General features: G+C 68.0%; 16 protein-coding genes, 1 tRNA gene and 2 pseudogenes. 12 read left to right on the top strand and 7 right to left on the bottom strand.

What is annotated here, in order from left to right:
• Positions 1-47: 47 nt before the first annotated feature.
• Positions 48-961, bottom strand: a pseudogene (miaA, locus tag QP166_RS03590) (tRNA (adenosine(37)-N6)-dimethylallyltransferase MiaA).
• On the opposite strand from miaA, the gene serB reads away from it, so the two are divergent.
• Both serB and QP166_RS03600 read left to right on the top strand, forming a co-directional pair.
• On the top strand, positions 960-1,841 hold the full coding sequence (gene serB / locus QP166_RS03595) for a phosphoserine phosphatase SerB (protein ID WP_333914667.1): 882 nt from the start codon (positions 960-962) through the stop codon (positions 1,839-1,841). The pseudogene miaA and the gene serB overlap by 2 nt on opposite strands.
• 78 nt (positions 1,842-1,919) lie before the next feature.
• Positions 1,920-2,636 carry a ParA family protein gene (locus tag QP166_RS03600; protein WP_333914668.1) on the top strand — a complete coding sequence of 239 codons (717 nt, stop codon included), beginning with the start codon at positions 1,920-1,922 and terminating at the stop codon, positions 2,634-2,636.
• Here QP166_RS03600 and QP166_RS03605 read toward each other — a convergent pair.
• The 5 genes from QP166_RS03605 to QP166_RS03625 all read right to left on the bottom strand — a co-directional run bounded on the left by QP166_RS03605 (position 2,582) and on the right by QP166_RS03625 (position 7,997).
• Positions 2,582-3,406, bottom strand: coding sequence for a hypothetical protein (locus tag QP166_RS03605; protein WP_333914669.1), 825 nt, complete (start codon positions 3,404-3,406; stop codon positions 2,582-2,584). The two genes, QP166_RS03600 and QP166_RS03605, sit on opposite strands and share 55 nt — an antisense overlap.
• Entirely contained in the window at positions 3,403-4,623 is a 1,221-nt protein-coding gene (locus QP166_RS03610) for a dihydroorotase (protein WP_333914670.1), read from the bottom strand. The genes QP166_RS03605 and QP166_RS03610 overlap by 4 nt, the downstream gene beginning before the upstream one ends.
• Entirely contained in the window at positions 4,620-5,609 is a 990-nt protein-coding gene (locus QP166_RS03615) for an aspartate carbamoyltransferase catalytic subunit (RefSeq protein ID WP_333914671.1), read from the bottom strand. Before QP166_RS03615 ends, QP166_RS03610 begins: the two co-directional genes overlap by 4 nt.
• A gap of 588 nt (positions 5,610-6,197) precedes the next feature.
• Complete coding sequence (gene ruvX, locus QP166_RS03620) at positions 6,198-6,662, bottom strand: Holliday junction resolvase RuvX (protein WP_333914672.1); 465 nt, start codon at positions 6,660-6,662, stop codon at positions 6,198-6,200.
• A gap of 231 nt (positions 6,663-6,893) precedes the next feature.
• Positions 6,894-7,997: a DUF3089 domain-containing protein gene (locus QP166_RS03625; protein WP_333914673.1), complete on the bottom strand. Its 1,104-nt coding sequence runs from the start codon at positions 7,995-7,997 to the stop codon at positions 6,894-6,896.
• A gap of 134 nt (positions 7,998-8,131) precedes the next feature.
• Between QP166_RS03625 and gatC the strand changes: the two genes are divergently transcribed.
• The 4 genes from gatC to QP166_RS03645 are packed head-to-tail and all read left to right on the top strand — an operon-like array spanning position 8,132 to position 11,789.
• Entirely contained in the window at positions 8,132-8,419 is a 288-nt protein-coding gene (gene gatC / locus QP166_RS03630; RefSeq protein WP_333914674.1) for an Asp-tRNA(Asn)/Glu-tRNA(Gln) amidotransferase subunit GatC, read from the top strand.
• Positions 8,419-9,903 carry an Asp-tRNA(Asn)/Glu-tRNA(Gln) amidotransferase subunit GatA gene (gatA, locus tag QP166_RS03635; protein ID WP_333914675.1) on the top strand — a complete coding sequence of 495 codons (1,485 nt, stop codon included), beginning with the start codon at positions 8,419-8,421 and terminating at the stop codon, positions 9,901-9,903. Before gatC ends, gatA begins: the two co-directional genes overlap by 1 nt.
• Positions 9,904-9,915: 12 nt before the next feature.
• The gene (gene gatB, locus QP166_RS03640; protein ID WP_333914676.1) at positions 9,916-11,379 is read left to right on the top strand and encodes an Asp-tRNA(Asn)/Glu-tRNA(Gln) amidotransferase subunit GatB; all 1,464 of its coding nucleotides are present in this window, start codon (positions 9,916-9,918) and stop codon (positions 11,377-11,379) included.
• Positions 11,376-11,789 (top strand): GFA family protein, encoded by a 414-nt coding sequence (locus tag QP166_RS03645; protein ID WP_333914677.1) that lies wholly within the window; start codon positions 11,376-11,378, stop codon positions 11,787-11,789. The genes gatB and QP166_RS03645 overlap by 4 nt, the downstream gene beginning before the upstream one ends.
• A 177-nt stretch (positions 11,790-11,966) precedes the next feature.
• Here QP166_RS03645 and QP166_RS03650 read toward each other — a convergent pair whose 3' ends face one another.
• On the bottom strand, positions 11,967-12,167 hold the full coding sequence (locus tag QP166_RS03650; protein ID WP_159758995.1) for a hypothetical protein: 201 nt from the start codon (positions 12,165-12,167) through the stop codon (positions 11,967-11,969).
• A 270-nt stretch (positions 12,168-12,437) separates the two neighbouring features.
• Between QP166_RS03650 and QP166_RS03655 the strand changes: the two genes are divergently transcribed.
• From QP166_RS03655 to clpX, 6 genes and pseudogenes are all read left to right on the top strand, one after another.
• Positions 12,438-12,522 (top strand) — tRNA-Leu (locus QP166_RS03655).
• A gap of 58 nt (positions 12,523-12,580) precedes the next feature.
• The gene (tig, locus tag QP166_RS03660; RefSeq protein WP_333914678.1) at positions 12,581-14,275 is read left to right on the top strand and encodes a trigger factor; all 1,695 of its coding nucleotides are present in this window, start codon (positions 12,581-12,583) and stop codon (positions 14,273-14,275) included.
• 147 nt (positions 14,276-14,422) lie between these two features.
• Complete coding sequence (locus QP166_RS03665; protein ID WP_333914679.1) at positions 14,423-15,991, top strand: hypothetical protein; 1,569 nt, start codon at positions 14,423-14,425, stop codon at positions 15,989-15,991.
• Entirely contained in the window at positions 15,988-16,932 is a 945-nt protein-coding gene (locus tag QP166_RS03670; protein WP_443027182.1) for a glycosyltransferase family 2 protein, read from the top strand. Before QP166_RS03665 ends, QP166_RS03670 begins: the two co-directional genes overlap by 4 nt.
• A gap of 57 nt (positions 16,933-16,989) precedes the next feature.
• A pseudogene (clpP, locus tag QP166_RS03675) lies at positions 16,990-17,675 on the top strand (ATP-dependent Clp endopeptidase proteolytic subunit ClpP).
• 263 nt (positions 17,676-17,938) lie between these two features.
• A complete protein-coding gene (gene clpX / locus QP166_RS03680) occupies positions 17,939-19,207 on the top strand; it encodes an ATP-dependent Clp protease ATP-binding subunit ClpX (protein ID WP_333914680.1) in 1,269 nt (422 codons plus the stop codon).
• Positions 19,208-19,376 lie beyond the last annotated feature (169 nt).

Below are 19,376 nucleotides of genomic sequence, written 5' to 3' on the forward strand. Positions count from 1 at the left end.
TCTTAGCCCGCCGGGTCCGGGCGCGCTACGGCATAGAAAGTTACGCGTCAACCGCTTTGTGCGAAATAAAATTGCGAATTTGGCGCGGTGCAGCATTGCCATTCGCGAGGTAACTGATTGCGAAACCATGTGTATTGCCGCTTGGCATAACGACGGGTGGCAAGCTGCGCCGCCGCCAGCGCGTCCTCCCGCGACAGCGTGCCGGAAAGCAATGCGGCGATTTCCGGCACCCCGATCGCGCGCCGCACCGGCGCATCGCCGGGCACGTCGGTGCGGGCCAGCAGCACCGCGACCTCGTCGATCCCACCTTCGTCGAACATCTGGATCAGCCGCGCATCGCAGCGCGCCATCAACGTCTCGCGATCGGGCAGCAGCACCAGCCCGCGCACGTCGATCGTCTCGCCGATCCCGCCACTCCGTTCCGCCTGCCACGCGGCCAGCGTTCGCCCGGTCGACCGCACGACCTCCAGGGCGCGCGCGACGCGCGTCGTATCGCGCGCGTTGAGCCGCGCGGCCGCCTCCGGGTCCTCCAGCGACAGCGCCGCATGTGCCTGGGCAACCGGCATCGCACGCACCGCCGCGCGGACGTCGGCATCGATCTCCGGCACCGGCGCGATCCCGTCGAGCAGGGTGCGCAGGTACAATCCGGTCCCGCCGACCAGCACCGGCACGCCACCCGCCGCGTGGACGCGCCGCACCTCCTCCGCTGCGTCCGCCGCCCAGCGCGCCGCCGAACACGCTTCCGCGCCATCGACATAACCGAACAGCCGATGCGGCACCCGCGCCTCGTCGGCGGGGAGGGGCGCGCCGACAAGATGCGCAGGTCGCGGTACACCTGGCTGGCGTCGGCGTTGATGACCGTTCCGCCGACCCGTTCCGCCAGCTCGATCGCCAGCGCGCTCTTGCCGCTGGCGGTCGGCCCTGCGATGAGCGCCAGCCTTGGCTTTGCGGGGTTAGGCATGTTCACGGCGACGCTGATAGCAGCAGGGCGGCTGACGCCCAACATCATGGCCGAGGCGCACGACCGGCTGGCGGCGGCGGGCTGCGCGCCGACGACGATGGCGTGGATCGACGAGGGCGATGCGGCCGACTGGCAGTTCGAACTGGCGCCGGCCGATGCGCGCGCCGCATTGGAGGGCACGTTCGATCGCGTCGACATCGTCGTGCAGCCGCGCGAGGGCCGGCGCAAGATGCTGCTCGTCGCCGATATGGATTCGACGATGATCACCGTAGAGTGCATCGACGAACTCGCCGATTATGCCGGGCTGAAGCCGAAGATCGCCGCGATCACCGAGGCGGCGATGCGCGGTGAACTCGATTTCGAGGCTGCGCTAGACGCGCGGGTCGCGTTGCTCAAGGGGCTCGACGCCGCCGTGGTCGATACCTGCCGTGCCGAGCGCGTGCAGTTGATGCCCGGCGCGCGCGAACTGGTCCGCACGATGCGCGGCTGGGGGGCGAGCGCGGTGCTGGTGTCGGGCGGGTTCACGCGCTTTGCCGAGCCGGTCGCGGCCGAGATCGGGTTCGATCGCGCGATCGCCAACGTGCTGGAGATCGATGGCGCGATGCTGTCGGGCACCGTCGCGCGCCCGATCGTCGGCGCCGCGACCAAGCGCGAGACGTTGCTGGAGACCCGCGCCACGCTCGGCCTCGCCGATGCCGCGACGCTGGCGGTCGGCGACGGCGCGAATGACCTGGCGATGATTGAGGTCGCCGGGCTGGGGGTCGCCTATCATGCCAAGCCGATCGTCGCGGCCGCGGCGGCGGCGCGCATCGAGCACGGCGATCTCACCGCATTGCTCTGGGCGCAGGGTGTGCCGCGCGCCGAATGGGTAAGTATCTGATCGAGCGTCTTTAACGCTTCCTCCACCATCCGCGTGGCAAACAGCCGCACGGATCAACGGGGGACATCGGCAGCCGACATGCGCGTAATCGCGGTGGCATCGCAGAAGGGCGGGTCGGGGAAGACGACGCTCGCCGGGCATCTCGCGGTGCAGGCACAGCGAGTCGGCGTCGGGCCGGTCGCTTTGCTCGACCTCGATCCGCAAGGCACGCTCGCGCCATGGGCCGCGGCACGCACCGACCGCTTTCCCTCGTTCGACATGAGCGGGGTCAACAGGCTCGCAACGGACCTCGACGCCTTGCGCGACAAGGGTGTCCGGCTGGTCGTGATCGACACGCCGCCCGCGCTGACCGTCGCGATCCAGGCGGCGATCCACCTCGCCGAGCTGATCGTGGTGCCGACGCGCCCCAGCCCGCACGATCTCCACGCGGTCGGCGGCACCGTTGAGCTATGCGAACGCTCGGGCAAGCCGCTGCTGTTCGTCGTCAACGCCGCGACCGAAAACGCCCCGATCACCGCCGACACCACGGTCGCGCTCTCGCAGCACGGCACGGTCGCCGCGGTGACCATCCATCAGCGCACCGAATATGCCGCGTCGATGGCCGACGGGCGCACCGTCATCGAAACCGATCCCGACGGGCCGGCGGCTGCGGAGATCGCCGCGCTGTGGAGCCATGTCTCCGATCGACTTGAGAAGAACTTCCGCCGCACCGTCTTCACCACCAGCACCCCCGGCGGCGGCTACGGCGCCGTGCGCGCGACCGCGAACAGCTTCGGGCGGCGGGTGCTGAGCTGATGCGCGCCGTCATTGCCCGCGCTGGCACCACGCTGCTGCTCGCGCTCGCGCTGTCCGGGTGCAGCGTGTGGCGCTTCGATTTCAGCCGCGCGCCCGCCGCGCGAGCCGACGACGTCGCGGCAGCCGAGCGTGCGCTCCGCCAACGCCGCTGGCCGGTCGCCGTTTCTCGTGCCGAACAGGCAGTCGCGGCGAACGGCAGCGACGGCGCGCGACGTGCCTTGCTCGGTACCGCTTACCTGCGCGCCGGCCGGTTCCGCTCGGCGGCGCAGGCGTTCGACGATGCGCTCGCGCTCGACCATGTCGACGGTACGACCGCGCTCCACCTCATCCTCGCGCAGATCGCCAGCGGGCAGCAGCACGCGGCGCAGGCGAGCCTGTCGCGCCACGCCGCGCTGATCCCCGCCGCCGACCGCGGGCTCGCGCTGGCGCTCGCCGGCGCGCCGGGGCAGGGCGTCGAGGTGCTGATGGCGGCGATGCGCCTCCCCGGCGCGGATGCGCGCACCCGCCAGAACCTTGCGCTCGCGCTCGCACTGGCCGGCGAATGGCCCGACGCCTTCTTCCTCGTCGGGCTCGACCTTACGCCAGCACAGGCGCGCCAGCGCATCCTCGAGTGGATGCGCTTCGCCCGCCCGCAGGGGGCGGCGGATCAGGTCGCCGCGCTGATGAAGATCACCCCGCGCTCGATCCCGGTCAGCCCGCGGTGCTGGCCCTCCACCGCGTCGACCCTTCGACCGTCGAGGCCGCAGCACACTGACGCTGCGACGCGTCACCCTGCGATCGCGCGGCCGCCCTTCCACATCGCGGTGACGCGTCCCTGCACGGGAAGGCCGTCGAACGGCGTATTGCCCGCCTTGCCCGGCAAGCGATCGGCGTCGATCTGCCACGGCGCGCTCTCGTCGATCAGGATCACGTCGCCCGGCATCCCCGCCGCCAGCGTCCCCGTCTCCAGCCCCAGCAGCGCCGCCGGCCCGGTCGCCAGCAGCGCGAACAGCCGCGGCAGCGTCACCCGCCCGTCGCGCGCCAGCCCCAGCGCCAGCGGCAGCAGCGTCGCCGCATCCGCCGCGCCCGCGCTCGCGTCCGCGAACGGCAGGCGCTTCTCCTCCGGCCCGCGCGGATCGTGCCCCGAACACAGCAGGTCGATCGTCCCGTCCGCCAGCGCCGCCAGCGCCGCCTTGCGATCGTCCTCGCTCCGCAGCGGCGGCGAGAGATGCGCGAAGGTGCGGAAATCGCTCATCGCATTGTCGCTGAGCAGCAGATACGCCGGGGTGACCCCGCACGTCACCCGCACCCCGCGCGCCTTCGCCGCCCGTACCAGCGCGAATCCCGCCGCGGTGGTGACGCAGCGAAGGTGCAGCCGGGCGCCCGTTTCTTCGGCCAGCATCAGGTCGCGCGCGATCGCCAGCGGCTCGGCGAGCGCCGGCGCGGACGGCAGCCCAAGCCGTGTCGCGGTTTCGCCCTCGGTCGCCACCGCATCCGCCGCCAGCCCGCCGTCCTCGGCATGAGTGACGACCACCACGTCCAAATCGCGCGCATACATCAGCACGCGGTGCATCACACCCGAATCGGCGATCCAGCCACGCCCGGTCCCGACCGCGCGCGCCCCCGCCGACAGGCAGATCGCCATTTCGGCAAGGTCCTTGCCCTGCAGCCCGCGCGTCGCCGCGGCGATCGGATGGATCCACAGATCGGGCCGCCCGATCAGCGTCAGCCGCTGCACCGCACCCGGCTCATCGAGCACCGGCACCTGATCGGGCATCGGCGCCACGCGCACCACGCCACCCGCGCGCGCCGCCGCCCGGTCGATCCGCGCGACGCCGACGTCGATGATCCCCGGCGCGAGCAACTTGCCGCGACAGTCGAAGCGCTCGGCATGGCCCGGCGCCTCACCCGCGACGATCGTGCCGTCGACGATCAGCACGTCGCCGTCGCGCTCGCCGCCTGCGGGGCAGACCAGCCGCGCATTGGTCAGGTGCAGCGCCTGGGTCATGCCCAACCCTCCACCTTGCGCGCCCGCCGCGTCAGCACGTCCAGACAGGCCATCCGCACCGCCACGCCCATCTGCACCTGCTCCGTAATCGCCGACTGCTCGACATGGTCCGCGACCGCCGAATCGATCTCCACCCCGCGGTTCATCGGCCCCGGATGCATCACCAGCGCGCCTGGCGCGCGCGTCTCGAGCCGCTCCAGCGTCAATCCGTAGCGCAGGTGATATTCGCGCGTGGAGGGGACATAGCCGCCCGCCATCCGCTCGGTCTGCAATCGCAGCATCATCACCACGTCCGCGCCTTCGATCGCCTTGTCGAAGTCGGTGAAGGCGGTCACGCCGAACCGCTCGATCGCGGGCGGCATCAACGTCGAGGGCGCGCAGACACGCACCTCGGCGGCCAAGGCGGTGAGCGCGAGGATGTTCGATCGCGCCACGCGGCTATGCAGCAGGTCGCCGCAGATCACGACGCGCTTGTTCGCGATCCCGCCCAGCCGCCGCCGGATCGTCAGCGCGTCGAGCAGCGCCTGGGTCGGATGTTCGTGCCGCCCGTCCCCTGCGTTGAGCACCGGGCAATCGACCTTGTCCGCGATCAGCCGCACCGCGCCCGACGACATGTGCCGGATCACGATCACGTCGGCGCGCATCGCGTTCAGCGTCATCGCGGTGTCGATCAGCGTCTCGCCCTTCTTCACGCTCGACTGTGCGGCGTGCATGTTGACGACGTCTGCGCCGAGCCGCTTGCCCGCGATCTCGAAGCTCAGCAGCGTGCGCGTGCTATTCTCGAAAAAGGCGTTGATCTGCGTGAAGCCCGCCAGCCGCTGGTCGGGGGCGGCGCGGGTGCGGTTCGCCTCGACCCAGGTTTCCGCCTCGTCGAGCAGGAAGGTGATCTCGTGCGGCTCTAGGCCTTCGATCCCGGTCAGGTGGCGATGCGGAAAAACCGCGCCTCCGGGGATCAGCGTGGCGGGGCGGTGGTCCGACTGGTTCATCGAAGCCGCTGCCTAATGGCGGAGCGGACAGGGGGCAAGCGGAGCGTGGACTCGCGCCATGTCGGACTCGTCGCTCCGGATTAGATCCGGCGCCCCGCTTTTCTGCGACGGAGGTCAGAAGCGGGATCCCGGATCAAGTCCGGGATGACGCCATGTTGTGAGGAGCGCTCTTCGGCATCCGTCACCCCGGTCACTGCCGTCACTGCCGTCACCCCCGTCATCCCCGCGAAGGCGGGGATCCAGACGCGCAGGTGTTCGTAAGAGCCGAAAGGTCAGAGGTTCTGGATTCCCGCCTTCGCGGGAATGACGGCATGGGTGATGATCAGGGAGCTGCCACCAAGGCGACGATTGCCGCTTGCCCGTCGCCCCCTGGCCCCGTCAGCCCGTCGCCACGTCGCCACGTCGCCACGTCGCCACGTCGCCACGTCGCCACGTCGCCACGTCGCCACGTCGCCCTGTCATGCTCGTCATCCGCCATCCCCGTCATCCCCGCGAAGGCGGGGATCCAGACGCGCAGGTCTTCGCAAGTGCCGAGAAGTCAGAGGTTCTGGATGCCCGCCTCCACAAGATTGACGGCGTGGGTAAGGATCACGGAGCCGCCACCAAGGCATCGATCGCCGCTTGCAGGATATGCGCCGCGGCATGATTGTCGATCCGCTCCGCCCGCTTGGCGCGGCTGAAGTCCTGTTCGATCAGCGCGCGCTCCGCGGCCACGGTCGACCAGCGCTCGTCCCACAACAGGATCGGCAGCCCGGTGTCGCGGCAATTGCGCGCGAACGCCCTCGTCGACTGGCTTCGCGGGCTCTCGGTGCCATCGAGGTTGAGCGGCAATCCGATTACCCAGCCGCGCACCTGCTGCGCCTCCGACAAGGCGACCAGCGCCGCCTTGTCCACGGTGAACTTCGCACGCCGGATCAGCTGCGCCGGGCTCGCGAAGCTCCACCCGGCATCGCACAGCGCCGTGCCGACCGTCTTGGTCCCGACGTCGAGCCCCAGCAGCCGCCCGCCCTCGGGCAACAACGCGCGAAACGCCGCCGCTGCGGTGACGATCATCGAAACTCCCGTCATTGCGAGCGTAGCGAAGCAATCCAGGGCCGGACCAGGACGCCCTGGATTGCTTCGCTACGCTCGCAATGACGGCTCACGTCGACGTTGTTCCAAGCTAAGGCACTTACCGGGTGCACGATACTATCGCCTCCGTTCGTGCTGAGCCTGTCGAAGCACGGCTCCCAACGAACACGCTCTTCCACAAGGCGAACGGCGTCGGAAATCTAACGTCACGCGTCATCCCTGCGCCGCCATCCGCCGCGCGGCATCGGCACGGACGTTCGCCCAGAACAGGCTGTAATCATAGACGTGATAATTGTTGCCGGGCAGCGTGTAGGGCCCGACGTCGGGCGGCGAGCCGATCAGCAGCAGCCCGCGGCCGCCGCACTTCGCGCCGATCCGCCCCGCCTCGATCCGCGCGTCGCTCAGCGTCGAATTGGGGAACAACGTCCCCAGGTTGGCGCTTGCCGGCGCGGCGGCGTCGGGCGTGCCGGTCAGCGGGTTGGTGCACAGCATCTGCGTGCCGCGCCGCGGCCTGCCGTCGAACCCGGTCGAGCGATCGTAATTGTCGAGGATCAGCGACGGATCGGCGGGTTCGGCGAAGGTTTGCCACGAGAGCACGCACCCGCGCTGGTCGGCGCGTTCGCACGCCGGCAGCCCGAGCGCGGGCAGGTCATTGGTCGTCGATACCGGCCAGCCGACGACATAGGCCGCGACGATGCGCTTCGCGAGCGGCGTGCCGGCGACGCGATCCTTGAGCAGATGCGTCAGGTGCAACGCGCCCTGGCTATGGCCCGCAAGGATGATCGGCCGCGTCGGCCCGGCTTCGGCCAGAAACGCATCGAAGGCGGCGAGGATGTCGCCATATGCCAGCGCCAGCGCCTGCTCGGCGGCGCGCTGGTCGGTCAGGAACGCACCGAACGTCGCCTGACGATAGCGCGGCGCCCAGATCTCGCCCGCGTCGTTGAACGCGCTCGCCTGGCCGCGCAGGAACAAGGCGGCGCGGTTGTTCGCCTCCTGGTCGGCCAGCGGTGCGTTCCAGTGCGCGCGAGTGAGATAGGAGGTCGGGTGGATGAAGAACACCGCCGCGCCGCCGGGGGCCTTGCGCGGCGTATAGCCAGCCGGCGTCCACAAGGCAGGATTGCGCGCGAGCGAAGGCCGCGCCAGCCACATCGAATCGGGCGCATAATCCTTGGCGCTCAATTGCTGCTGGTCGCGGAACGACTCGCCCGGGACCATCGCCATCCGCATCATTCCGACGCCCCACAAGCGATAGGCAAAGGCAGCAGCAGTCGCCAGCACGATCAATGCGACGACGACATAGAGGAATTTGCGGGCCAAAAGAGCGTCACCATTGTGCGGTGCAGCAAAAGCGCCGGGTCCGCAACCGCAAAGCTGGTGCCTCAGGAATGCGCCATACGCAACCGTGTCAGGCGTGTTGCAAGATCGGGCCGCCGGGTGGTAGCGGCGGCGGCATGTCCGTTGACACTGCAACCGTTAGGCGCATCGCCGGCCTCGCCCGCATCGCCATCACCGACGACGAAGCCGCCCGGCTCGCGCCCGAACTCGGCAACATCCTCGACTGGATCGAGCAGCTGGGCGAGGTCGACACCGCCGGGGTCGATCCGATGACCGCCGTGATCCCCAATCACTTGCGGCTGCGCGACGACGTCGTCACCGACGGCGGCGTCCGCGAGAAGGTGCTCGCCAATGCACCGCAGGCCGAACACGGCTTCTTCACTGTGCCCAAGGTGATCGAATAATGACCGCACTCACCGATCTGGGCATCGCCGCGATCCGCAACGGCGTGCGCGACGGCGACTTCTCCGCGCGTGAGGTAGCCGAGGCGTTCAACGCCGCGGTCGCCGCCGCGAAGCCGCTCAACGCCTTCCTCGTCGAAACCCCCGAACATGCGCTCGCCGCCGCCGACGCCGCCGATGCCGCGCGCGCGGCCGGCGAGGTGCTGAAGCCGATGGCCGGCGTGCCGATCGGGATGAAGGACCTGTTCTGCACCAAGGGCGTGCCGACCACGGCGGCCAGCCACATCCTCGAAGGCTTCACGCCCGAGTATGAGTCGACGGTGTCGCAGAACCTGTGGAACGCCGGTGCGGGGATGCTCGGCAAGCTGAACCTCGATCAGTTCGCGATGGGCTCGTCGAACGAGACCAGCTACTTCGGCAACGTCATCAGCCCGTGGCGGCGCAACGACGGCGGCAACGCGCCGCTCGCGCCCGGCGGGTCGTCGGGCGGTTCGTCCTCGGCGGTCGCGGCGCGCTTGGCGCCGGGTGCGACCGGCACCGACACCGGCGGCTCGATCCGCCAGCCGGCGGCATTCGTCGGCATTTCGGGGATCAAGCCCACCTACGGCCGCTGCTCGCGCTGGGGCACGATCGCCTTCGCCTCGTCGCTCGATCAGGCCGGGCCGATGGCGCGCGACGTCCGCGACTGCGCGATCATGCTGGAGGCGATGGCCGGCTTCGACGCGAAGGATGCGACCTCGCTCGATCTGCCGGTCCCGAACTGGGAAGCGCAGCTCAACGCCTCGCTCGCCGGCAAGCGCGTCGGCATCCCCAAGGAGTATCGCGTCGACGGGATGCCCGCCGAGATCGAGGCGCTCTGGCAGCAGGGGATCGCGTGGCTGAAGGATGCCGGCGCCGAGATCGTCGACGTCTCGCTGCCGCACACCAAGTACGCGCTGCCCGCTTATTACATCATCGCACCGGCGGAGGCTTCGTCGAACCTCGCGCGCTACGATGGCGTCCGATACGGGCTCCGCGACCTTCCGGAGGGGGCTAATTTGCAGGAGATGTACGCACGGACGCGCGCCGAAGGCTTCGGCAACGAGGTCAAGCGCCGCATCCTGATCGGCACCTACGTGCTCTCGGCGGGCTTCTACGATGCGTACTACACACAGGCGCAGAAGGTCCGCACGCTGATCGCGCGCGATTTCGAGCGCGCCTGGGACGTCTGCGACGTGCTTCTGACCCCCACCGCGCCGTCGGCGGCCTTTGCGCTCGGCGAGAAGTCGGCCGATCCTTTGGCCATGTATCTCAACGATGTATTCACTGTCCCTTCCAGCCTCGCGGGCCTTCCGGCGATGAGTGTACCGGGCGGTGTCGACGCGGCGGGACTTCCGCTCGGCCTGCAGGTCATCGGCAAGCCGCTCGACGAACAGGGCGTCCTCAACGCCGCACTGGCGCTCGAGGAACGCGCCGGTTTCACGGCGCGTCCGGCTAAGTGGTGGTAAGAAAGACGAAACATGGCTGACGCATCCACCCCGTTCCGCATCAAGGGCGCCACCGGCGATTGGGAGGTCGTGATCGGCCTCGAAGTCCATGCGCAGGTGTCCAGCAATGCCAAATTGTTCTCCGGCGCCGCCACCACCTTCGGCGCCGAGCCGAATACGCAGGTGTCGCTGGTCGACGCCGCGATGCCGGGAATGCTGCCGGTCCCCAACCGCGAGTGCATCCGTCAGGCGGTGCGCACCGGCATGGCGATCGACGCGCAGATCAACAAATGGTCGCGGTTCGACCGCAAGAACTATTTCTACGCCGATCTGCCGCAAGGCTATCAGATCTCGCAGCTTTATCACCCGTTGGTCGGTGAGGGCGCGGTCGAGATCGAGGTCGGCGACGACACCAAGACGATCGGAGTCGAGCGGATCCACGTCGAGCAGGACGCCGGCAAGCTGATGCACGACCAGCATCCGACCCGCTCCTATGTCGACCTCAACCGCTCCGGCGTCGCGCTGATGGAGATCGTCAGCCGCCCCGACATGCGCTCGCCCGCCGAGGCCGGCGCGTATCTGACCAAGCTGCGTTCGATCTTGCGGTATGTCGGGTCCTGCGACGGCAATATGGATCAGGGCTCGATGCGCGCCGACGTCAACGTCTCGGTGCGCAAGCCCGGCGATGAATTCGGCACCCGCACCGAGACCAAGAACGTCAACTCGATCCGCTTCGTTATGCAGGCGATCGAGCATGAGGCGGCACGGCAGGTCGACGTGCTGGAGGCCGGCGGCACGATCGTGCAGGAAACGCGGCTCTTCAACCCCGACAGCGGCACGACACGCTCGATGCGGTCGAAAGAAGATGCGCACGATTACCGCTACTTCCCCGATCCAGATCTGCTCCCGCTCGAACTCGATGACGCATTCCTCGACGAATGCCGGACGAGCCTGCCCGAACTGCCCGACGTCAAGCGCGCGCGCTACGAGGGGCTGGGGATCACGCCGTACAATGCGCAGGTGCTGACCGCCGAGGTCGAGAGCGCGCGCTGGTTCGACACGCTGCTCGACGCCGGTGCCAAGCCGGTCACCGCGGCGAATTGGGTGACCAGCGAATTGTTCGGCGCGCTCAACCGTCTCGGCAAGTCGATCGGCGACAGCCCGGTCACGCCGGGACAGGCGGCAGAGCTGCTCGCGCTGGTCGCGGACGGCACGCTCTCGGGCAGCCTTGCCAAGCAGGTGTTCGAGGCGATGCTGGAAACCGGCGACGCACCGGGCAAGATCGTCGAGGAGCGCGGGCTCAAGCAGACCAGCGACACTGGCGCGATCGAGGCGGTGATCGCCGACGTGCTGGCGAAGAACCCCGGCCAGCTCGAGCAATATCGCAGCGGCAAGGTCGCGCTGTTCGGCTTCTTCGTCGGGCAAACGATGAAAGCGATGGGCGGCAAGGCCAACCCCGCGGTGGTCAACGATTTGCTGAAGAAGGCGCTGGGGTGACGATCGAGCGGCGCGCGCGTTGCCGGTGTGGTCAATTGACCGCGACCTGCATCGGCGCGCCGGTTCGTGTGTTTGCGTGCCACTGCCACGCTTGCCAGCGTCGCACCGGCGGTCCCTTCTCGGCACAGGCGCGGTTTCCGATCGATCGGGTGACGATCGCGGGGGACTTTCACGTCTGGGAACGGGTGGCGGATAGCGGTCGGCGGGCGTGGTATCGCTGGTGCGGCGACTGCGGTGGAACGATCGCCTATACGAATGAAGGTATGAACGGGTTGATCGCCATTCCGATCGGCGCGTTTGCGGACGAGGCGACCGGGGCGGAACTACCGTCCCTCACCGCATCGGTGTTCGAGCAGTACAAGCAGCGGTGGCTCAGGATCGAAGGCGACGGCATCTCGCACGAAGACTGAATGCCGCCAGTCGTGCCCGTCGATCTTCATCAAATACCCCGTCTCTTACGTCATCCCGGACTTGATCCGGGATCCCGACTTCCCGCGGTGTCCGAAGGGGCGGGGCCCCGGATCAAGTCCGGGGCGACGAAAGAGAAGCGCCGATAAATGCGGGCGCGAGGCTCTTAAAAACCGGGCTTACTGCTGCGTCAGGTCTTGGTTCTTGACCTCGCCGCCGGTGCCGCTGTTGCCGTCGAACTCGCCGGTATCGGTGAAGCGCGCCGGTTCCTTGCCGCCTTCGCCGCGCGCGACCGCGTCGCTACGCGCCTCGACTGCCTGCTGGATGTCGGGGCGCTCGTCGTCGCGGTTCGGGATCGGATCGATCGTCTTCTCGGTCATGGCGTGCGCCTTTCAGATGCTCAGGGTCGTAGGGGACGGCGCACCGGGGGCCGGAACGTCGATATCGGGGCCGGGCGGCACGATTTCGGGGGAGGCGCGTCGGGCGTGGCCGGCTGAGTCGGCTGCGGCACGTCGGCGGGAAGGTCTCCGGGGTTGGTAGCCATGGCATTTTTCTCCTTCCCTCCATGAACGCGCCGTCGAAGCGTGGGTTGCCCGCTTGCCCCATCGCGCGCGTCGGTATAGATGCCGCCGACCGGCGGTGTCCGACTAGCGGGCGTGGCGGAACTGGTAGACGCGCCAGATTTAGGTTCTGGTATCGCAAGATGTGGGGGTTCGATTCCCTTCGCCCGCACCAGTCCCCGCGCAAGCGGGGTTGGCCACCACTCACAAAATTCTTCTGACGAAAGCGGCCAATGCAGACTGTCGAGACGCTGAACGAGGGCCTGAAGCGCGCCTTCACCCTGACGATCCCCGCCGGCGACATCGCCAAGCGGGTCGATGCCGAGCTGAAGCGCGTTGCGCCGCAGATCAAGATGCCGGGCTTCCGCCCGGGCAAGGTGCCGACCAATCTTGTCAAGAAGATGCACGGCCCCGCGATCGAGCAGGACGCGCTGAACACCTCGATCCAGGAGGGCATCCAGGCGCTGATCGCCGACAAGCAGCTTCGCCCCGCGATGCAGCCGAGTGTCGAGCTGGTCGAGGGCTATGAGTCCGGCAAGGACGCCGAGCTGAAGGTCGAGCTGGAAGTGCTCCCGCAGGTCCCGGCGCCCGCGATCGAAGGGCTGAAGCTCGAGCGTCTCACCGTCCCGGTCGACGAATCGGCGATCGACGAGCAGCTGAAGCGCTTCGCCGACGGCGCGAAGCGCTGGGAAGACGCGGGCGACAAGGCCGCCGAAACCGGCGATCAGGTCATCATGGACTTCGTCGGCAAGACCATGGACGGCGTGGCGTTCGATGGCGGCACCGGCACCGACATGGCGGTCGAGATCGGTGCGGGTCGCCTGATCCCCGGCTTCGAGGAGCAGGTCGTCGGCGCAAAGGCGGGCGAAGAGCGCCAGATCAAGGTGACCTTCCCCGAGGATTACGGCGCCAAGGAACTGGCCGGCAAGGACGCGACCTTCGATCTGACGATCAAGTCGGTGCAGACCGCGGGCGAGAGCCAGATCGACGACGAGATGGCCAAGAGCCTCGGTCTCGAGAGCCTCGAGCAGCTGCGTGGGCTGGTGAAGGGCCAGTTCGAGCAGGAGAACAACGGCCTGACGCGCACCTATATGAAGCGCAAGCTGCTCGACCAGCTGGCCGAGGGGCATGACTTCGAAGTGCCGCCGTCGATGGTCGAGGCCGAATTCAACCAGATCTGGCAGCAGCTCCAGCACGAAGCGACGCACGAGCCCGATCCGCAGGCCGCGCTCGACGAAATGGAGAAGGAGCGCGACGATTACCGCAAGATCGCCGAGCGCCGTGTCCGTCTCGGCCTGCTGCTGAGCGAGATCGGCCAGGCGAACGGCGTCGAAGTGACGCAGGCGGAAATGCAGCGTCTGCTCTCGCAGGCGGCGCAGCAATACGGCCCCGAGGACCGTCAGCGCTTCATCCAGTACGTGCAGCAGGACCCGATGGCCGCCGCACAGCTCCGCGCGCCGCTTTACGAGGACAAGGTCGTCGACTTCCTGTTCGACAAGGCCGAAATCAGCGAGCGCGAGACGACCAAGGAAGAGCTGGAAGCCGCGATCGAGAGCGAGGACGGTTTCGCGACCGGCACGCACAGCCACGATCACGACAACCACAAGCCCAAGCAGAGCCGCGCCAAGAAGAAGGCCGCACCGGCCGCAGAAGGCGACGACGCCGCTGCCGAGGCGAAGCCCGCCAAGAAGGCCGCCGCCAAGAAGCCGGTCGCCAAGGGTGAGGATGCCGGCGCGGTGACCGAGCCCGCTGCTGCCGAAGCCGAGGCGGCGCCGGCGAAGAAGCCGCGCGCCAAGAAGGCTGCTGCGCCGGTCGAGGCCGAGACGCAGGTCGCCGAATCGTCCCCGGAGGCCGCTGAGGCAGCCGAGGGCACGCAGGCCGCCGACGCCGCTCCGGCGAAGAAGCCGCGCGCGAAGAAGGCCCAGTAAGATCGGTTCGCGCATGATCCTTGCGGCGGCGACGCTCGCGAGGATCATGCGCCGCCGACTGTCCCATTGCCGCGGGACGAAGGTGCGTGACGCTCTTCCTTCCGACTGTTAGACGCGGCCGCTGAAGGCGTGGGCAAGGGGCTTGCGATGGATGTGGCGATGGGTGGTGAAGGCGAGCGGCAGAACGTCGCGGCGCGCGGTAACCGCACGCCCGCGCTCGACCTCGTCCGCCACATCGTCTGCATCCTGGCGCTGATGTGGACCGGGCTGGTCAACGGCCAACCGTTCTTCTTCCCTGACAGCACCAATTACATCCGCGCTGCCGATCTTGCGGTACATCTCGCCTCGGGCCGGACGATATCGACGGCATGGACGGCCCGCTACGCCGAGGACTTGCCGGCGGCGCGGCCTTCGCCCGCCACGCCGCCGTCCGCTCGCCCGATCAAGCCGGAGGCGGCGCACTCCAACACCGCGAACGACTTGAAGAGCGGGCTCGTGATGAGCGGGCGATCGCCGTATATCGGCGCGCTGATCTATGCCGGCTGGGTGCTCGGGTGGTTCTGGCCCTTCGTGCTCTTGCAGGCGGTGATCGCCTACCTCCTCATTATCATGGTGTTGCGCCGCTTCGATCTGGCGCGGGCCGGGATCGTGACACTGGTGACGTTGGTCCTCGCGCTCACCACCAGCTTGCCGACCTATAACAGCATGTTGCTCGCAGACGGTTTTGCGTCGTTCGGGATGCTTGCGCTTGCGCTGCTCGCGCTGCCGGGGCGGCTGCGGCGGTGGGAGGTGGCGTTCCTCGTCGCGGTGATGGTGATGTCGGCGATCGCGCATCTGACGCATCTGACGATGTTGCTCGGCATGACCGGCGCGTTGGTGCTGCTGCGGTTGCTCGGCTGGCTGCGCGTCCCCCCGCGCGCCTGGTTTGCCGCGATCGGGACGATCGTCGTCGCGGCGCTGGCGTTGCAGGCGACCACCTTCGCCACCCGCATGGCGCTGGGGCGCGCGCCGCAATTGTTGCCGTTGCTCACCTCGCGCTTCTACGCCGACGGGCCGGGGCAGAAGTTCATCGAGGCCGGCTGCGAGGGGAATCGCTTCGAGGCGTGCCGCATTCCGATGGGCAAGCCCTACAACAACGCCGCGTGGCTGTTCTCGGACGATCCGCGCTACGGCGCCTATATGCTTTCCACGCCGACGCAGCGCCGGATCATGGGCGAGGAGGACGTCGCCTTCGCGCTCGCTGTGCTCCGCGCCTATCCGGTCGAGCAGATCACCGCATCGGCGCGCAACACGATCCAGCAGGTGCTATGGATCGATTATGATGCGCTCAATCAGGGCTGCGGCACCGGGCCGAGCTGTTGGGAGAGCCTGCCGCCGGTCGTTCGTGCGCGCTTCCTGCACAGCCTGTCCGGACGCAATGCGTGGCCGCGCGACCTGATGAACGGCATCCTCTATGCCGCGGTGATTGCGTCGCTGCTCGCGCTGGCGGCGATGCTGCCGATGCTCGCGCGCCGGGATCGCGACGCGTTCGTGCTGATGCGCAGCCTGCTGGTGATTACCGGGATCGGGATGCTGGTCTGCTGCTTCTTCGGCGGCGCGGTCGCCGATCCGCAATATCGCTATCAAGGGCGGTTGATCTGGCTGCCGGTGTTCTTCGCGCTGGTGGCGGTGTTGCGGGCACGGCAGGGGCGCTTTGTCGAGGACGAGCGGCGGTGATCGCGGGTCCGCGGATCGCGGTGCTGTTGCCGTGCTATAACGAAGAGGCGGCGATCGCGCAGACCGTCGCGTCGTTCCGCACAGCGCTGCCCGATGCGGCGATCTACGTCTACGACAACAACAGCCGCGACCAGACCCGCGAGCGCGCTGCCGCGGCCGGCGCGATCGTCCGCACCGAACGCATTCAGGGCAAGGGCGCGGTGGTGCGGCGGATGTTCGCCGATGTCGATGCCGACGTATATGTGATGGCGGACGGCGACGCGACCTATGACGCCAGCGCCGCACCTGCGCTGGTCGCGCGGATGCTCGACGAGCATCTCGACATGGTCGTCGGTTGCCGGATCGGCGAGGCCGCCGCCGCCTATCGCCGCGGGCATCGGCTCGGCAATGCGCTGCTGACCGGCATGCTTACGCGGCTGTTCGGGCGTAGCTTCACCGACATCCTGACCGGATACCGCGTGTTCTCGCGTCGCTTCGTGAAAAGCTTCCCGGTGCTGTCGGTCGGGTTCGAGATCGAGACCGAGATCAGCGTCCATGCGCTCGAGCTCAAGATGCCGGTCGGCGAGGTCGAGACGCCCTATTTCGCGCGCCCCGAAGGATCGGTATCGAAGCTGAGTACCTATCGCGACGGCTGGCGGATCGTCGGCACGATCGCGACGCTCTACCGGATCGAGCGGCCCTTGTGGTTCTTCGGCGGATTTGGCGGGCTGCTCGCGGCGCTGGCGGTGATCCTCGCGGTGCCGCTGGTCGTCACCTACATGCACACCGGGTTGGTGCCGCGTTTCCCGACCGCGATTCTGACCACCGGGCTCATCATCCTCGCGGCGCTCTGCTTCTTCGCCGGGTTGATCCTCGACACCGTGGTGCGCGGACGGCGCGAGGTGCGGCGGCTCGCCTACTTGCAGCTCCCCGCGCCGGGCCGGGTAAGCGAAGGGGCTTGAACCGTTTCGCGGAAGCACCGATGTTGCGGGTTCTTCCTTAGCGAAAAGAGAGTTTCCATGCACAATCCGTTCGACACCGGCGATTTCGCGGGCAAGCTGGCGAGCGCCGGGCTCGGGCTGCATCAGACCCAGGCCGGGTTGGTGCCGATCGTGATCGAGCAGTCGAACCGCGGCGAGCGGTCGTTCGACATCTTCTCGCGCCTGCTGCGCGAGCGGATCGTGTTCGTGACCGGGGGGTCGAGGACGGCATGGCCAGCCTCATCACCGCGCAGTTGCTGTTCCTCGAGTCGGAAAATCCGAAGAAGGACATCTACATGTACATCAACTCGCCGGGCGGCGTCGTCACGGCGGGCATGGCGATCCACGACACGATGCAATATATCCGTCCGCGCGTCGGCACGGTCTGCATCGGTCAGGCCGCGTCGATGGGCAGCTTCCTGCTCGCCAGCGGTGAGCCGGGGATGCGCGTCGCGCTGACCAACAGCCGCATCATGATCCACCAGCCGTCGGGCGGGGCGCAGGGCATGGCGGCCGATATCGAGATCCAGGCGCGTGAGATCCTGCGGATGCGCCACTTCCTCAACACGCTCTATGCCAAGTACACCGGCAAGCCGCTCGAGGAGATCGAGCGTGCGATGGACCGCGACAAGTTCATGGGCGCCGATGAGGCCAAGGAGTTCGGCCTGATCGATCAGGTGTTCGACAAGCGGCCGCAGCCGGCCGAGGATGCAGCAGCGGCCTGAGGGTGATCGACGCGCGCGAACGGCGCGCGTCGATACCAATTGCTTACGCCTGCCTGCTATGGCGGTTGCGCGACGAACCGCGCCGGGCCTGCCCTTGAAGCCCGTCGCGGGACGTTCGATATAGGGCGCTGCGCCGGCGTGAAGCGGGACCTTCGCGCCGCGCGGCGGCCAACGACGCTTTGTACGTTGTTGCTTAAGCAGCGGTGCGTTAGCTTGCGCCGCGCACAGGGCGGGTCGACGATCCGCGACGAAGGATGGACTGAATGACGAAACTTAGTGGCGGCGATAGCAAGAGCACCCTCTATTGCTCGTTCTGCGGCAAGTCGCAGCACGAAGTGCGCAAGCTGATCGCCGGACCCACCGTCTTCATCTGTGACGAATGCGTCGAGCTGTGCAACGACATCATTCGCGAGGAGACGAAGTCCGCGCTGGTCGCCAAGAAGGACGGCGGCGTGCCGACTCCGCAGGAAATCTGCGACGTGCTCGACGATTACGTCATCGGGCAGAAGCAGGCGAAGCGCGTGCTGTCGGTGGCGGTCCACAATCACTACAAGCGGCTGAACCATGGCGCGAAGGGCGCCGATGTCGAGCTGGCGAAGAGCAACATCCTGCTCGTCGGTCCCACCGGCTGCGGCAAGACGCTGCTCGCGCAGACGCTCGCGCGGATCCTCGACGTGCCGTTCACGATGGCGGACGCCACCACGCTGACCGAGGCCGGTTATGTCGGCGAGGATGTCGAGAACATCATCCTCAAGCTGCTCCAGGCGTCGGACTATAACGTCGAGCGGGCGCAGCGCGGCATCGTCTACATCGACGAGATCGACAAGATCAGCCGCAAGGCCGAGAACCCCTCGATCACGCGCGACGTGTCGGGCGAGGGCGTCCAGCAGGCGTTGCTCAAGCTGATGGAAGGCACCACCGCCAGCGTGCCGCCGCAGGGCGGGCGCAAGCATCCGCAGCAGGAATTCCTGCAGGTCGACACGACGAACATCCTGTTCATCTGCGGCGGCGCCTTCTCGGGGCTCGAGAAGATCATCGGCGATCGTCTGCAGGGCAAGTCGATCGGCTTCGGCGCCTATGTCGCGACTCCGGAAGAGCGCCGCACCGGCGAGGTGCTGCGCCAGACCGAGCCCGAGGATCTGCTCAAGTTCGGGCTGATCCCCGAGTTCGTCGGCCGTCTGCCGGTCATTGCGACGCTCGAGGACCTCGACATTCCGGCGCTGGTCAAGATCCTCGCCGAGCCGAAGAACGCGCTGGTGAAGCAGTATCAGAAGCTGTTCGAGATGGAGGAGGTCAAGCTCGGCTTCACCGACGACGCGCTGGTCACGGTCGCCAAGAAGGCGATCGAGCGCAAGACCGGCGCGCGTGGCCTGCGTTCGATCCTCGAGGCTATCCTGCTCGACACGATGTTCGACCTGCCGGGAATGGACTCGGTCGACGAGGTGATGATCGACAAGGACGTGGTCGAAGGCCGCAAGGACCCGGTCCGCGTCTACGCCGAGAAGAGCAAGAAGGCCGGCGAGGTCGCCTGACTTGATAGTGCGTAGGTAGAGCGGTCGGCTTCGTCCGTCCCTCTACCCACGTCGTCCCGGGCTCGACCGAGGACCCCGATTGTTACGCTAACGGCGCGCCGCTCGAGCGAGCCCACTCGTTGCTTCGCTCGTCCGTCATGCCGGCCTTGTCCCCGCATCCACCGGGTCA

Source organism: Sphingomonas sp. LR60 (genome assembly GCF_036855935.1).
In the GTDB taxonomy this organism is placed as follows: Bacteria; Pseudomonadota; Alphaproteobacteria; order Sphingomonadales; family Sphingomonadaceae; genus Sphingomonas.